Below are 15,056 nucleotides of genomic sequence, written 5' to 3' on the forward strand. Positions count from 1 at the left end.
ATCAGGTGTTCGCCTCCTTCAGGGCGGCGATGTTGACGCCTCCGAGCGAGTCCGCCGCCGTCTCCGCGTTGTGGGCGTGCGCCAGGTGGTGCAGGCCGAAGACCGAGTCCATGCCGGTGTGCAGGCCCTGGAGGTCCTCGGCCTGGTTGACGGCCCGTTTGGTCAGGGCCAGGCCGAAGCCGGGCATCTCGGCCATGCGCAGGGCCAGCCGGTCGGTCTCGTCCGTCAACTCTGCACGATCCACTACACGGTTGACCATGCCGATCTCGTACGCCCGGCGGGCCGGCATCCGGTCGCCCGTGTACAGGAACTCCTTCGCGATCCGCGGCGGCATCACCCACGGGTGCGCGAAGTACTCGACGCCGGGGATGCCCATCCGGACGACGGGGTCCGCGAAGAAGGCGTCCTCGCTCGCCACGATCAGGTCGCACACCCAGGCCAGCATCAGCCCGCCCGCCACGCACGCCCCTTGCACCGAGGCGATCACCGGCTTCGGCAGTTCCCGCCAGCGCCGGCACATCCCCAGGTACACCTCGGACTCGCGCGCGAAGCGGGATTCGGCGCCCGAGCGCCCCGAGTGGTCCCACCACAGGCCGGCCCGCCGCTCGAAGGGCAGGTGGGCGTCGCGCCCGGGGGTGCCGATGTCGTGGCCGGCGGAGAAGTGCTCGCCGGCTCCGCGCAGGACGACCACCTTCACGTCGGGGTCGTCGGCGGCGCGGTAGAAGGCGTCGTCGAGGGCGTACGTCATCGCGCTGTTCTGCGCGTTGCGGTAGCGGGGGCGGTTCATGGTCACGTACGCGACCGGGCCGCGGCGCTCGTAGAGCACGGGGGCGTCGTGGCCGTCGTCGGTGTCGTCGGGCATCCTCGGATCCTTCCCTAACAAGTGTTTGGTAGGTTAACGTACGGCCATGAGCAGCGTCGAGGAGTTCCGCACCGAGGTTCGGAGGTGGCTACGGGCCCACCTCACCGGCGAGTTCGCCACCCTCAAGGGCCGCGGCGGACCGGGCCGGGAGCACGAGGCGTTCGCCGAACGCCTCGCCTGGGAACGGCACATGGCGGCCCACGGCTGGACCTGCCTCGGCTGGCCCGTCGAGTACGGCGGCCGCGGCGCGAGCACCGAGGAGCAGATCGCCTTCCACGAGGAGTACGCCCTCGCGGACGCCCCCGCCCGTGTCAACCACATCGGCGAACAACTCCTCGGCCCCACCCTCATCGCCCACGGCACCGAGGAGCAGAAGCGCCGCTTCCTGCCGCCCGTCCGGGCCGTGGAGGAACTGTGGTGCCAGGGCTACAGCGAACCCGACGCCGGCTCCGACCTCGCGGGCGTCCGCACCCGTGCCACGCTCCACGACGGGCAGTGGGTGGTCGACGGGCAGAAGACGTGGACCTCCCTCGCCCACGAGGCCCAGTGGTGCTTCGTCCTCGCCCGCACCGAACCGGGCTCCCGCCGCCACGCCGGCCTCTCCTACCTCCTGGTCCCCATGGACCAGCCCGGGGTCGAAGTCCGGCCCATCGTGCAGCTCACCGGTACCTCCGAGTTCAACGAGGTCTTCTTCGACGGCGCCCGCACCGCCGCCGCCCACGTCGTCGGCGCCCCCGGCGACGGCTGGAACATCGCCATGGCCACCCTCGGCTACGAGCGCGGCGTCTCCACCCTCGGCCAGCAGGTCGGCTTCCGCCGCGAACTCGAAGACCTCGCCGAACTCGCCCGCGCCAACGGGGCCCTCGCCGACCCGCTGATCCGCGACCGCCTCACGCAGGCCTGGATAGGCCTCGAAACCCTGCGCGCCACCGCCCTGCGCCCCACGGCGCCCTCCGTGGCCAAGCTGTACTGGGCCCGCTGGCACCGCGACCTCGGCGAGCTCGCGATGGACGTCTGCGGAGCCCCCTCGCTCCTCGCGGCGGGCGCGCACGGGGACCCGTACGACCTCGACGACCGGCAGCGGCTCTTCCTCTTCTCCCGCGCCGACACCATCTACGCGGGCTCGGACGAGATCCAGCGCACCCTCATCGCCGAGCGGATCCTCGGCCTTCCCAAGGAGGTACGGGCGTGAACACCCCCACCTACGTCCCCGGGCACGACCTGCTGAAGGACCGCACCGCCGTCATCACCGCCGCCGCCGGAGCCGGCATCGGCGGGGCGACCGCCCGCCGCTTCCTGGAGGAGGGCGCCCGCATCGTCATCAGCGACGCCCACGCCCGCCGGCTCAAGGAGAGCGAGGACGCGCTCGCCGCCGAGTTCGGGGCGGACCGGGTCACCTCCCTGCCCTGCGACGTCACCGACGAGGAGCAGGTACGGGCCCTGTTCGCGCTCGCCGAGCAGACCCACGGCGGCCTCGACATCGTCGTCAACAACGCCGGCCTCGGCGGCACCGCGGCCCTCGTCGACATGACCGACGAACAGTGGTCCCGCGTCCTCGACGTCACCCTGAACGGCACCTTCCGCTGCACGCGCGCCGCGATGCGCTCCTTCCAGGCGGCCGGCACGGGCGGCGGGGTCATCGTCAACAACGCCTCCGTCATCGGCTGGAGGGCCCAGACCGGCCAGGCCCACTACGCCGCCGCCAAGGCCGGGGTCATGGCGCTGACCCGCTGCGCGGCCCTGGAGGCCGCCGAGTTCGGAGTACGGATCAACGCGGTCGCCCCGAGCCTGGCCATGCACCCGCACCTGGTGAAGGTCACCAGCGCCGCGCTGCTGGCCGAACTCACCTCCCGCGAGGCCTTCGGCCGGTACGCCGAGCCCTGGGAGGTCGCCAACGTCATCGTCTTCCTCGCCAGCGGCTACTCGTCGTACATGACCGGCGAGACCGTGTCGGTCAGCAGCCAGCACGCGTAGGCCGAGAATGGACGCGTGCCAACGAACAAGCCGACTCAGCCCCAGAAGAAGAAGCCGCAGGTGACGGCCTCACCCGAGCGGCGCCGCGAACTCCTCGACACCGCAGCCGAGGTCTTCGCCGCGCAGGGCTACAACGCCACCACCGTCCGCAAGATCGCCGACGCCGCCGGAATGCTCGCCGGCAGCCTCTACTACCACTTCGATTCCAAGGAATCGATGCTCGACGAGATCCTCTCGGCCTTCCTGAGCGAGCTGTGGGAGGGCTACGACACCGTCCTCGACGCCGGTCTCGGCCCCAGGGAGACCATCGAGGCCCTCGTCACCGAGTCCTTCCGGGAGATCGACCGGCACCGTGCCGCCGTCGCCATCTACCAGAAGGAATCCCGCACCCTCTCCGCGCAGCCCCGCTTCCACTACCTGTCCGACTCCCAGGTGAAGTTCGAGAAGGCCTGGCTGGGGACGCTGGAGCGGGGGGTCGCGGCCAAGGTCTTCCGCGCCGACCTCGACATCCGCCTCACCTACCGCTTCGTGCGCGACACGGTGTGGGTGGCGGCCTCCTGGTACCGGCCGGGCGGACAGCACAGCCCCGAGGAGATCGCCCGCCAGTACCTGTCGATGGTGCTGGACGGGATCGCCCTACGCACCTGACCCATCAAGAGGAGATCCGATGCCCGAGGCCTACATAGTCGATGCGGTACGCACCCCCGTCGGGCGGCGCAAGGGCGGCCTGTCGGCCGTCCACCCCGCCGACCTGGGCGCGCACGTCCTGAAGGCGCTGGTCGAGCGGTCCGGGGTGGACCCGGCCGCCGTGGAGGACGTGGTGTTCGGCTGCCTCGACACGGTCGGGCCGCAGGCGGGCGACATCGCGCGGACGGCATGGCTGGCGGCGGGCCTCCCGGAGGAGGTGCCGGGGGTGACGGTGGACCGCCAGTGCGGCTCCTCGCAGCAGGCGGTGCACTTCGCGGCGCAGGGCGTCCTGTCCGGCACCCAGGACCTGGTGGTCGCGGGCGGCACCCAGAACATGTCGATGATCCCGATCGCCTTCGCCTCGCGACAGGCGGCCGAACCGCTGGGCTTCACGGAAGGCCCGTACGCGGGCTCGGAAGGCTGGCGGGCCCGCTACGGCGACGCACCGGTCAACCAGTTCCACGGCGCGCAGCTGATCGCGGAGAAGTGGGGCATCACGCGCCGGGACATGGAGGAGTTCGCGCTCCGCTCGCACCAGCGGGCGCTGCGCGCGATCGACGAGGGCCGGTTCGAGCGCGAGACCGTGGCGTACGGGGACGTAACGGTGGACGAGGGCCCGCGGCGGGACACGACCCTGGAGAAGATGGCGACCCTGAAGCCGGTCGTCGAGGGCGGCACCATCACCGCGGCCGTCTCCTCCCAGGTCTCGGACGGCGCGGCGGCGATGCTGATCGCCTCCGAGCGGGCGGTCCGCGAACACGGCCTGCGGCCGCGGGCCCGGATCCACCACCTCTCGGTACGGGGCGAGGACCCGATCCGCATGCTGTCGGCGCCGATCCCGGCGACTGCGTACGCGCTGAAGAAGACCGGCATGTCCCTGGCCGACATCGACCTGGTCGAGATCAACGAGGCGTTCGCGCCGGTGGTCCTGGCGTGGCTGAAGGAGACCGGCGCGGATCCGGAGCGGGTCAACGTCAACGGCGGCGCGATCGCGCTGGGGCATCCGCTGGGGGCGACCGGGGTCAAGCTCATGACCACCCTCCTCCACGAACTGGAGCGCACGGGGGGCCGCTTCGGGCTCCAGACCATGTGCGAGGGGGGCGGCCAGGCCAACGTGACGATCATCGAGCGGCTGTAGCCCGGCCGCCGCTGCTGCTGGGCGGCACCCCGCGCCTCAATCGCCGGCGGGGCTGGGTTGCCCCCGGGGCGGGGTTCTTGGCCGTCGGGTTGGTCCGCGGGGTCCCTCCGGGGCGTCTCCTCGTCCTCGCGCACCGAGGCACCTTTGGAAGTGGGGGGTGGTTGCGCGCTCGTCCTGCGGGGACGCCCCGGAGTGCCCCCGCAGGACCGGCCAGACGGCCCAGACCCCCCGCCCCGTGGGCCGGGAGCGCGCGTTGGGGCGGGGACACGGCGGAGTGTCCCCGCAGGACGAGCGCGCAACCACCCTCACGTCTCGCAGCCGCGGCTCAGTGCGCGAGGACGAGGAGACACTCCGGCGGGGCACCGCCCCAACAGGCCGACCCCGGCCCAGGGGGCACCCTCAGCCCCGCCGGCGTTTGAGGCGCGGGGTCCGGGGCGGAGCCCCGGCAGTGGCGCCGCGGCCGACTGCGGTGCACCGCCCGGGAGGGCTACGCCGCTCGGACCAGGCCCGCCTCGTGCGCGAGGATGGCCGCCTGGGTGCGGTTCGAGAGGTCCAGCTGCGTCAGGATGCGGGAGACGTACGTCTTCACGCTCGCCGGCGAGAGGTGGAGAGCCTCCGCTATCTGCTGGTTCGTGCGGCCCTCGCCGACCAGGGCCAGGACGCCCCGTTCACCGGGGGAGAGGGACTCCAGGCGTTCCGCGTGCTCCGGGGCGTCGGGGCGGCCCACGGCGGCGCGCTCCAGCAGGGCCCGCATCACCTGCGGTGCGAGCACGCTGCCGCCCGCCGCCACCGTGCGGATGCCCGCGAACAGCTCCTCCGGGCGCAGGTCCTTCAGCAGGAACCCCGCCGCCCCCGCCCGCAGCGCGTCCAGCACCAGGTCGTCCGCCGTGTACCCGGTCAGGACCAGCACCCGCGGCGGCTCCGGCAGCCGCAGCAGCTGGAGGGTGGCCTCCATGCCGTCGACCTTCGGCATGACCAGGTCCATCAGCGCCACGTCCGGCCGGTGCTCCCGCGCCAGCGGCACGGCCTCCGCACCGTCCTGCGCCTGCGCGACCACCTCGATGTCCGGCGCGCTCGCGAGCAGGGTGACCAGCCCGGTCCGTATGAGGCTCTGGTCGTCGACCACCATCACCCGGATCGCCATGGTTCTCCCCGCCTCCGCTGAAGGCCCGTAAGCCCCGTCCTGCAGCGGACATTACCGGCATATCGGGATCTAAGTCCCCGTAACCCTCCCTGCCCAGTCCCCTTTTGCTGTCCCCCTTGTCCTCTTTCGGCGACTTCGGCGACCCCCCTCCCTCCCGGACGGTGGATACCGAGGCCGAGAGCGCTACGGCGCGAACGGCCTCGTCCATGCCCCCGAAGTCAGGAAACCCGCATGTCTTTCTCTGGTCGTCACGCCCGCCGCAGCCGCACCCGTGCCCTCGCCGGCCTCGTCGTGGCCGGTATCGCCGCCCCCGCCGCGGTCGCCCTCGTGGCACAGCCCGCGGCCGCCGCGTCGGCAGGCACCTGGGACAAGGTCGCCCAGTGCGAGTCCACCGGCAACTGGAGCATCAACACCGGCAACGGCTACTACGGCGGGCTCCAGTTCTCGTCGAGCACCTGGGCGGAGTTCGGCGGCAGGCAGTACGCGCCGCAGGCCAACCAGGCCACCAAGGCGCAGCAGATGGCCGTCGCCGAAAAGGTCCTCAAGGTCCAGGGCCCCGGCGCCTGGCCCAGCTGCGGCAAGGCCGCCGGCCTGCAGCGCGGCGGCCCGGCCCCCGAGACGCCCGCCGCCCCCGCCAGGCAGAGCGCCCCCGCCGCCCAGACGCCGTCCAAGAGCGGCAACACCTACACCGTGGTCAGCGGCGACACCCTCGGCCGGATCGGCTCCAAGGTCGGGGTCGACTGGCAGAAGCTGTACTCCGACAACCGCTCCGTCATCGGCGGCGACCCGGACGTGATCATGCCGGGTCAGCGCCTCGCGTACGGATCGGCCGCCGGGCAGCAGGCCGCGCCGAAGTCCACGACCCCGAAGCCCACCGCCCCGAAGCCCACCGCCCCGCAGGCCTCCAAGGCGGAGACCGGCAGCAACGGCAAGGGCGCCAAGCCCGTCTCCGGCGGCTCCATCAGCGCCCGCTACCACCAGGCCGGCGGCTGGGCCGCCGGTCACCACACCGGCATCGACTTCGCCGTCTCCACCGGCACCCCGGTCAAGGCGGCCGCCGCCGGCACCGTCGTGTCCTCCGGATGGCAGGGCTCCTACGGCAACGCCGTCGTCATCAAGCACGACGACGGCCGCTACTCCCTCTCCGCCCACCTCTCCAAGGCCGGCGCCTCCGCGGGCCAGCGCGTCTCCGCCGGCCAGCAGATCGGCCTCTCCGGCAACACCGGCAACTCCACCGGTCCGCACCTCCACTTCGAGGTCCGCTCCAGCAACAGCTACGGCGCCGACATCAACCCCGTGTCCTGGCTCGCCAAGTACGGCGTCTCCCTCTGACACGGACGGATTGATACGTAGACACACGTCCCTCCGGGATGCCCGTTCGGCGGAACTTGGGCAACCTGGGGGGACGTTTGCGTACATAAGGGTGCATCAGAGGGGGGACATCGGCATGCAGCTCGTGCCCGGCCGGATCGGACACTTCCTGGAGCGCGTGCCGCGCCTGCTCACCGGTGAGGGCCCCGGCGCGCCCGATCCGCGGCGGGCCCGACGCGCCGACCTCTGCCTGATCGTCCTCTGCGGACTGCTCAGCACCCTCAACCTGCAGGACGTCCACCGCATCGGGCTCATCGACGACTACGCCACCAGCCTGGCCGTCGGCTGGATCGCCGCCGCCTCCCTGTTCTGGCGCCGGTCCCGCCCCTGGATACCGGCCGCCGTGGCCATGGCGGCCACCCTCGTCTCCGACGACCGGGGGCCCCTGATCTTCGCCGCCTACGCCCTCGCCGCGTACGGCGGCTCCCACCGCTTCCTCGGCGGGCTGCTCATGTGCGTCGTCTACGTCGTCACGCGCGACATGTTCCTGCCCGCCGGGTACGCCGGGCGCGACCCCGCCTCCTTCGTCCTCGGCGCCATCCTCGTACCGGGCCTCTACGGGGAGACCGTGCGCCGCAACCGGTACGTCATGGCCGTGCTCCGCGAACGGGCCCGGCAGGCGCACGCCGCCGTGGACCAGGCCGCGGACCTGGCCGTCGTACAGGAACGCACCCGTTTGGCCCAACGCACCCACGACGGCCTGGGCCACCGGCTCACCGCCCTCACCATGCAGGCCGCCGCCCTGCGCCTGGACGCCGAGGCCGACCCCCGGGTCCGGGAGGGCGCGGCGGCCGTGGAGGAATCGGCGCGGGCCGCGATGGCCGAGGTTCGGGAGGTGCTGGACATGCTGACCGACCCGGCCGGGCGGCGCGCGTACACCGCCCCCGTCGACGTGGGCCGCTTCCTGGCCGCCCTGGCCCGGAACATGCGCGCCACCGGCATGGAGATCAGCCACCGGGTACAGCCGGGCCTCGGCGACTTCCCGGCGGCCGACGGACGGCTGCTGCTGCGGATCGCCCGCGAGGGGCTCACGAACGCGGCCAAGTACGCCCCCGGGTCAGCCGTCCGGATGAACCTTTTCGCCGAGGACGGGGAGGTCCGACTGGAGGTGGTGAACACCGCCCCGGAAGGGGAGCGGATCGTCCTCGACTCAGGCGGGATGGGCCTTCCGGGCCTGCGGGCCGCCCTGGCCGAGGTGGGGGGTGCACTGCGCGCCGGGACGACGAAGGACGGAGGTCACACCCTCGTGGCGACACTGCCCGACAGACGTGTGCTAGCTTAGAGCTCGTTGCAGTTGTGGTACCCATGAACTTTATGTGCGCCTGACGGGAATGCTCCGCAGGCGCTTTTATTGTTTTGCCGGAATCTCCGGATGGGGCCCTTTGCCGCCTATTCAGGAGATTTAAAATGGCACTTGGCACCGTGAAGTGGTTCAACTCGGAAAAGGGCTTCGGCTTCATCGAGCAGGACGGTGGCGGCCCGGACGTCTTCGCCCACTACTCGAACATCGCCACCCAGGGCTTCCGTGAGCTCACCGAGGGCCAGCGCGTGTCCTTCGACGTCACCCAGGGCCAGAAGGGCCCCCAGGCGGAGAACATCCTCCCCGCCTAATTTTTTCAGCATGCCGGGGTCCGCACCGTGAGGTGCGGGCCCCGGCTTGTCTGCTGTTTCGACCTTTGTTGCACCTGCCGGTTCTCAGGAGGGTGCCGGTTTCAGGAGGGCTTTCTCGCATGACCAGCTCCAGCTCCGCACGACCCAGCCGCCGCCCCACCCGGGGTCGAGGTGCGGCCCAGGGACGTCCGAAGGCTGGCGCGGGACGGCAGAAGTCGGCCCCCGCTCCCCGGCCCCAGGAATTCACCATGCCCGAGCCGGTCACCCCGGCGCTGCCGCCGGTCGAGGCGTTCGGCGACATGGACATGCCCGAGGCGCTGCTGAAGACCCTCGCAGCCCAGGGCGTCACCGAGCCGTTCCCGATCCAGGCCGCGACGCTGCCGAACTCGCTCGCCGGCCGTGACCTGCTCGGCCGCGGCCGTACCGGCTCCGGCAAGACGCTGGCCTTCGGCCTGGCGCTGCTGGCCCGTACCGCCGGCCGCCGCGCGCAGCCGAAGCAGCCGCTCGCGCTGGTCCTCGTACCGACCCGTGAGCTCGCGCAGCAGGTGACCGACGCGATGGCCCCGTACGCCACGGCCGTCAACCTGCGCATCACGACCGTCGTCGGTGGCATGTCGATCAACCGGCAGTCGGGCGCCCTGCGCCGCGGCGCCGAGGTGCTCGTCGCCACCCCCGGCCGTCTGAAGGACCTCATCGACCGCGGTGACGCGGACCTCTCGCAGGTCTCCATCACGGTCCTCGACGAGGCCGACCAGATGACCGACATGGGCTTCATGCCGCAGGTCACCGCCCTGCTCAAGCAGGTCCAGCCCGAGGGCCAGACCATGCTGTTCTCGGCGACCCTCGACAAGAACATCGACAAGCTCGTCAAGATGTTCCTCACCGACCCGGTCGCCTTCTCCGTCGACCCGTCCGCCGGTGCGGTCAGCACGATGGAGCACCACGTCCTGTACGTCATGGACGAGACCGACAAGAAGGCCGTGGCGACGCGCATAGCCGCTCGCGACGGCCGGGTGATCATGTTCGTGGACACCAAGCGCGGCGTGGACCGCATGGTCAAGAAGCTGCTCGCCGACGGCGTCCGCGCCTCCGGCCTGCACGGCGGGCGCTCGCAGCCGCAGCGCAACCGCACGCTGGACTGGTTCAAGACGGGCGAGGTCACCGCGCTGGTGGCGACGAACGTCGCCGCGCGCGGCATCCACATCGACGACCTCGACCTCGTCGTGAACGTGGACCCGCCCACCGACCACAAGGACTACCTGCACCGCGGCGGCCGTACCGCCCGCGCCGGCGAGTCCGGCAGCGTGGTCACCCTGGTCCTGCCCGACCAGAAGCGGGACATGACCCGCCTGATGTCGGACGCCGGGATCTCCCCGCGCACCGCGCAGATCAAGTCCTCCGACGAGGAGCTGGCCCGGCTGACCGGCGCCAAGGAGCCCTCGGGCATCCCGGTGGTGCTGGACGTGCCGCAGCCGACCCCGCCGAAGCCGCGCAACGGTTCCGGTTCCGGTTCGGGCTCCGGTGCGCGCCGGCGTTCCGGCGGGCCGCGCACCGGCTCCGCCACGGGCGGCGCACCGGCGGCCGGCGGCCGCGGCCGCCGCTCCGCCGGCGGCTCCGGGCAGGCACCGGCAGCCTCCGGTTCGGGCCAGGCCCGTCGCGCGCAGGGCGGCGGCAGCGGCGGCGGGGCCACCGGCTCCGGCGAGCGCGGCCGGCGCACCGGTGGCGGCGCCTCCGGCGGTGCGGCCGCGGCTTCCGCGCGCAGCCGCGTCGGCTCGGGCGGGCAGGGCCGCCGCAGGGCGGTCTGACCGCATAGGATCGCGTCCACTACGCCGGGCAGTGCTTTCACCACTGCCCGGCGTAGTGCTGTCCGCTCGGGGAACTATCGGACCATCTTGTTCTGGAGCTTCGCCAGCGTCCGCAGGTCCAGGCCGAGGCCGTTCGTCAGATAGCCGTAGAAGCTGCCGTAGTCGGCCTCCATCTGCGCCGTCGCCGCGTCCAGGTAGTCCTGGCGGACCTCCTGGAGCGGGATCAGCAGGTCGGGGTTCTGCATCCGGCCGGACTGCTTGAGGCCGGCGCGCACCTGTGCGTCGTAGGTGGCGCGGAAGGTGTTCGAGGCCAGGAAGTCACCCTCGGCGGTGCTCTCCGGGACGGCCAGGGCGCGCAGCAGGACGTAACTCATCCAGCCGGTCCGGTCCTTGCCGGAGGTGCAGTGGTAGAGGAGCGGTCCCTGGTTGCCGTCCGCTATCTCCCGCACGGTCTGCGCGAACTGCGCCCGGTTCTCGGGGCTGGTCACGAAGTTGCGGTAGATGTCGCGCATGTACGCCTCGGCGCGTCCGCCGCCGAGCATCTGCTCCTGCTTGACGGGGTCGCCGCTTGAGATCGCCCCGACGAGGGTTCCGAAGAGCCCGAGGTCGTTGACCGAGCGCGAGGTGGGGGTGAGCCCCGGCGGCAGCTTGTCGGCGCCGTCGTACTGGAGCTCCATCGGGACGCGGAAGTCGACGGCCTTCGTGAGGCCGAGACCGCCCACGGTGGTGATGTCCGCCGCGGTCAGCTTGCTCAGTGCGTCGGAGCGGTAGACCAGGCCCTGGCGGACCTTGCCGCCGGTCCAGGTGCGGTAGCCGCCCAGGTCACGGAAGTTGACCGCGCCCTGGAGGGTGATCTGGCGGATCGGTTCGGTTTGCTGCTGGTGGTGCCGGGCACTGACCCCGGCTCCGGGGGCCGCCACCGCGTGGGCGGAGGCGGGAAGGGTCCCGATGGCGAGGGCGGCGGCGGCCGCCGCGGTCGCCAGGCGGATTCGGGCACGGCTCATGGATGCGACTCCTGTGACGGAGAAGGGGGATCACCCTGGTGGTGGCAGGGTGCCGAGCGAGTGCAGCTGTTGCAGTTCTTCGAGTGCCTGTCGTGCTTCGGCCATGACGCGGGAGACGAGCTCCGCACAGGACGGGAGATCGTCGATCACCCCCGCGACCTGGCCTGATGCCATGACTCCGAGGTCCGTACGGCCCTCGACCATGGACGCCTTGAGGAGCATCGGGGTGTTCGCGGCGAGCAGGACCTGGCTCCAGGACAGGTCCTTGCCGTGTTTCATCGCCAGGCCGTCGCGCACCATCTGCGACCAGCTCAGGCCGGACAGCTTCTTGAAGCCGGCCGCGTGGCGGACGGCCCGGGCCAGCGCCCTGGTGCGGCCCGCCCGCTCCAGGGAGTCGACCAGCTCGGTGCGCAGCATCCGGTGCGGCAGACCGTCGACGGCCGTGGTGACGGTGACGTCCTTGACGGCGGCCTTCAGGTACTCGGCCTTCACGGCGTCCGGGACGGTGGAGTCGGAGGTCAGCAGGAAACGGGTGCCCATGGCGATGCCCGCCGCCCCGTAGGCCAGCGCCGCGACCAGGCCGCGGCCGTCGCTGAAGCCGCCCGCGGCGACCACCGGGATGTCCACGGCGTCCACCACCTGCGGCAGCAGCACCGTCGTGGCCACGTCCCCGGTGTGGCCGCCGCCCTCGCCGCCCTGCACGATCACCGCGTCGGCGCCCCACGCGGCCACCTTCTCGGCGTGCCGCCGGGCACCGATCGAGGGGATGACGACCACGCCCGCGTCCTTGAGCCGGCCGATCAGCTCCTTGGAGGGGGCGAGGGCGAAGGAGGCGACGCGTACGCCCTCGTCGATGATCAACCGGGCGCGCTCGGCCGCGTCCCCGGCATCCGCGCGCAGGTTGACCCCGAAGGGGGTCCCCTCCGGGACACGGGACTTGACCTCGTGGACCGCCGCCCGCAGCTGCTCGACGGTCATCGTCGCCGAGGCCAGGATGCCCAGGGCCCCCGCGTTCGCCGCGCCCGACACCAGGCGCGGGCCGGCGACCCAGCCCATGCCCGTCTGCACGATCGGGTACCGGACGCCGACCAGCTTGGTGAATGCCGTCTCCATGTCGGATCAGCCCCGTACTTCCCGGTCGCGCAGCCCCTTGGGGTCGATCACCTCGCGGATCAGCCGCAGTTCCTCGGCGGTCGGCTCCCGGGTGTACGGGACCTCGTCCGCGATCGCGAGCTCGAAGCCGGTGGCCTCCCGGACCTGGTCGACGGTGACCCCGGGGTGCAGGGAGGCCAGGCGCATCGAGTGGCCGGGGCCGGCGAAGTCGAAGACGCCGAGGTCGCTGACGACCCGGGGGAGGCGGTGGTAGCGGGTGGCCGAGGGCCCGGCCGCCTCGGCGCGGTCGTAGCCCACGCCGCTGACCATGTCGACGCGTTCGACGAAGACCCGCGCGGAGTGCCTGGGGATCCAGTAACTCACCGGATTGTTGAGGGTGTTGACCGGCGCTCCGCGCACTCCGAGGAGCTGGCGGGCCGGCTGCTCCCAGTCGCCGATGCAGGAGATGTTCTGGTTGCCGAAGCGGTCGATCTGGCTGGCGCCCATCATCACGTGCCGCTTGCCGCCGGTGACCATGGTCAGGTGGCGCCGGTACGGGAGCCAGCCCTCGGCCGTGCCGTCGAGTCCGACGAGCATGGCCTCGCCGTCGGTCAGCAGCAGGTCGGGGGAGAAGGTCCGCTTCGCGAGCCGGGCCCCGAAGGAGGGGATCAGGCCCATCGGGCTGGCGAGCACCTCGCCGTTGTCGCGCCAGGCCTCGGCGCAGGCGATCACACAGACTTCCGAACGGCTGATCACTGCTGCTCCTCGTGCCAGGTCCGGACGGCGGACTGGTAGTCGTGCTCGCTCGCCCCGGAGAGGAAGCGGTCGGAGAACTCGGGCCAGGGGGTGGCCGCGTAGAGCTTCTGGAAGGCCTCGTCGCGGTCGTAGTCGGGGGCGCAGGAGGTGAAGTGCGCGCCGTTCGGGGTCTCGACGACCCCGGTGACGGAGTGGCGGCTGACGAGGAGGGACTGAGCGGGGCCGGATTTGGCGAGCTCGGCGCTCTCCACGAGCTGCTCGCAGGAGACGTAGGCGGCGTCGGCGGCCTCGCAGAACAGGTCGTCGAAGTACGGGTCCGGGCCCAGGTACTGGGCGTTGCCGAGGCGGTCGGCGCGGTTCAGGTGGACCAGGGCGGCGTCCATCCGCAGGGCGGGGACGGCGACCAGCTCCTCGCCGTCGGCGTAGGGGGAGGTGACGGTGCGCAGCTCCGGGTTGACCCGCATCACGTCGGAGCCGAGGCCGGCCCGGACGGGCATGAAGGGCAGCCGGTTGGCGGCGGCGTGCAGGCCCCACATGAACATGGCCTCGTCGAGCTCGGTGAGGGTGAAGGCGGCGCGCTCGCGGGCGGCCCGGAAGTGGGGCTCCAGCGGGATCGAGTCGAGGGTGGCGAAGGGGGCGACGAGTCTGCGGATCCGGCCGGCGGCGGCCAGCAGCCCGACGTCGGGGCCCCCGTACGAGATCACGGTGAGATCGGTGATCTCGGAGCGGAGCAGTGCCCGCACCAGGGCCATGGGCTTGCGCCGGGACCCCCAGCCGCCGATGCCGATGGTCATCCCGCTGCGGAGCTGCCCGACGACCTCTTCGGGGCTCATGGTCTTGTCGGTCATGCGCTCTGTCCCTGTTCCTTCCCGAAGGTGTCCCGCACCCGGTCGGCCACCCCACTGAGGTTGGCCTCGAAGGTGAAGCCCTGCTCGAAGCGGTAGCTGCGGCGCACGTCCACCGGGTCGATCCCGTTGATGGCGGCCTTGGCCAGCCGGATGAGGTAGCCGTCCTTCTTCGCGATCTCGGCCGCCAGCTCCAGGGCGGCGGCGCGCAGTTCCTCCCGCGGGACCACCTTCCAGACCGAGCCGTGCGCGTGCAGTTCGGCGGCGGTCGCGGTGCGCGAGGTGTAGTACAGGGCCCGCATCAGGTGCTGCGGGACGAGGCGGGCCAGGTGCGTGGCGGCGCCGAGCGCGCCGCGGTCCAGTTCGGGGAGGCCGAACGTCGCGTCGTCGCTCGCCACGATCACGTCCGCGTTGCCGACGAGGCCGATGCCGCCGCCCAGGCAGAAGCCGTTCACGGCCGCGACGACCGGCACCTCGCACTCGTAGACGGCGGCGAAGGCCTCGTAACAGCCCCGGTTGGCGCCGATGAGGGAGGCGTGGCCGGAGTCGCGCTGCATCTCCTTGATGTCGACGCCGGCGTTGAAGCCGCGGCCCTCGGCGGCGAGGACCACGCACCGGACCTCGGGGTCGCGGCCGGCGGCGCGCAGGGCGTCGGCGAGGTCGTACCAGCCCTGCACGGGCAGTGCGTTGACGGGCGGGAAGTCGACTGTGACGAGTGCGATGCCCTTGTCCGGGCTTGAGGTGGAGACACCCATGAGCGGATCAGC

Annotated in this window: 15 protein-coding genes; 8 read left to right on the forward strand and 7 right to left on the reverse strand. The window is 72.1% G+C overall.

The genetic code is table 11. The features are described 5' to 3' along the window. Position 1: 1 nt before the first annotated feature. Positions 2-862 carry an enoyl-CoA hydratase gene (locus OG625_RS28780; RefSeq protein WP_329386791.1) on the reverse strand — a complete coding sequence of 287 codons (861 nt, stop codon included), beginning with the start codon at positions 860-862 and terminating at the stop codon, positions 2-4. 46 nt (positions 863-908) lie between these two features. Between OG625_RS28780 and OG625_RS28785 the strand changes: the two genes are divergently transcribed. Genes OG625_RS28785 through OG625_RS28800 form a run of 4 tightly spaced genes read left to right on the forward strand, consistent with a single transcriptional unit; the run spans position 909 to position 4,661 of the window. Next, a complete protein-coding gene (locus tag OG625_RS28785) occupies positions 909-2,054 on the forward strand; it encodes an acyl-CoA dehydrogenase family protein (RefSeq protein ID WP_329386794.1) in 1,146 nt (381 codons plus the stop codon). After that, on the forward strand, positions 2,051-2,836 hold the full coding sequence (locus OG625_RS28790) for an SDR family oxidoreductase (protein WP_329386796.1): 786 nt from the start codon (positions 2,051-2,053) through the stop codon (positions 2,834-2,836). The genes OG625_RS28785 and OG625_RS28790 overlap by 4 nt, the downstream gene beginning before the upstream one ends. A 15-nt stretch (positions 2,837-2,851) precedes the next feature. Continuing rightward, positions 2,852-3,484, forward strand: coding sequence for a TetR/AcrR family transcriptional regulator (locus OG625_RS28795; protein ID WP_329386797.1), 633 nt, complete (start codon positions 2,852-2,854; stop codon positions 3,482-3,484). Positions 3,485-3,503: 19 nt separating this feature from the next. After that, on the forward strand, positions 3,504-4,661 hold the full coding sequence (locus OG625_RS28800; protein WP_329386799.1) for an acetyl-CoA C-acetyltransferase: 1,158 nt from the start codon (positions 3,504-3,506) through the stop codon (positions 4,659-4,661). A 487-nt stretch (positions 4,662-5,148) separates the two neighbouring features. Here the strand turns inward: OG625_RS28800 and OG625_RS28805 are convergent, their stop codons facing one another. Then, positions 5,149-5,805, reverse strand: coding sequence for a response regulator transcription factor (locus tag OG625_RS28805; RefSeq protein WP_329386801.1), 657 nt, complete (start codon positions 5,803-5,805; stop codon positions 5,149-5,151). Between the two features lie 231 nt (positions 5,806-6,036). Between OG625_RS28805 and OG625_RS28810 the strand changes: the two genes are divergently transcribed. The 4 genes from OG625_RS28810 to OG625_RS28825 all read left to right on the forward strand — a co-directional run bounded on the left by OG625_RS28810 (position 6,037) and on the right by OG625_RS28825 (position 10,592). Beyond that, positions 6,037-7,137, forward strand: coding sequence for a transglycosylase family protein (locus tag OG625_RS28810; protein ID WP_329386803.1), 1,101 nt, complete (start codon positions 6,037-6,039; stop codon positions 7,135-7,137). A gap of 115 nt (positions 7,138-7,252) precedes the next feature. After that, positions 7,253-8,458: a sensor histidine kinase gene (locus tag OG625_RS28815; RefSeq protein ID WP_329386806.1), complete on the forward strand. Its 1,206-nt coding sequence runs from the start codon at positions 7,253-7,255 to the stop codon at positions 8,456-8,458. A 125-nt stretch (positions 8,459-8,583) separates the two neighbouring features. Then, positions 8,584-8,787 carry a cold-shock protein gene (locus OG625_RS28820; protein WP_008743912.1) on the forward strand — a complete coding sequence of 68 codons (204 nt, stop codon included), beginning with the start codon at positions 8,584-8,586 and terminating at the stop codon, positions 8,785-8,787. A gap of 119 nt (positions 8,788-8,906) precedes the next feature. Continuing rightward, on the forward strand, positions 8,907-10,592 hold the full coding sequence (locus OG625_RS28825; protein ID WP_329386808.1) for a DEAD/DEAH box helicase: 1,686 nt from the start codon (positions 8,907-8,909) through the stop codon (positions 10,590-10,592). A gap of 74 nt (positions 10,593-10,666) precedes the next feature. On the opposite strand, the gene OG625_RS28830 is transcribed toward OG625_RS28825, so the two are convergent. From OG625_RS28830 to OG625_RS28850, 5 genes are read right to left on the reverse strand one after another with little or no spacing between them, the layout of a single operon-like run. Next, the gene (locus OG625_RS28830) at positions 10,667-11,596 is read right to left on the reverse strand and encodes a tyrosine-protein phosphatase (RefSeq protein WP_329386810.1); all 930 of its coding nucleotides are present in this window, start codon (positions 11,594-11,596) and stop codon (positions 10,667-10,669) included. Between the two features lie 30 nt (positions 11,597-11,626). Next, on the reverse strand, positions 11,627-12,709 hold the full coding sequence (locus OG625_RS28835; RefSeq protein WP_329386812.1) for an NAD(P)H-dependent flavin oxidoreductase: 1,083 nt from the start codon (positions 12,707-12,709) through the stop codon (positions 11,627-11,629). A 6-nt stretch (positions 12,710-12,715) separates the two neighbouring features. Beyond that, on the reverse strand, positions 12,716-13,444 hold the full coding sequence (locus OG625_RS28840; RefSeq protein WP_329386814.1) for a CoA-transferase subunit beta: 729 nt from the start codon (positions 13,442-13,444) through the stop codon (positions 12,716-12,718). Further along, positions 13,441-14,292, reverse strand: coding sequence for a CoA transferase subunit A (locus OG625_RS28845; RefSeq protein WP_329386816.1), 852 nt, complete (start codon positions 14,290-14,292; stop codon positions 13,441-13,443). Before OG625_RS28845 ends, OG625_RS28840 begins: the two co-directional genes overlap by 4 nt. Beyond that, positions 14,289-15,044: an enoyl-CoA hydratase family protein gene (locus OG625_RS28850; RefSeq protein ID WP_329386818.1), complete on the reverse strand. Its 756-nt coding sequence runs from the start codon at positions 15,042-15,044 to the stop codon at positions 14,289-14,291. Before OG625_RS28850 ends, OG625_RS28845 begins: the two co-directional genes overlap by 4 nt. Positions 15,045-15,056: the final 12 nt, after the last annotated feature.

This window comes from Streptomyces sp. NBC_01351, assembly GCF_036237315.1.
GTDB lineage: Bacteria > Actinomycetota > Actinomycetes > Streptomycetales > Streptomycetaceae > Streptomyces.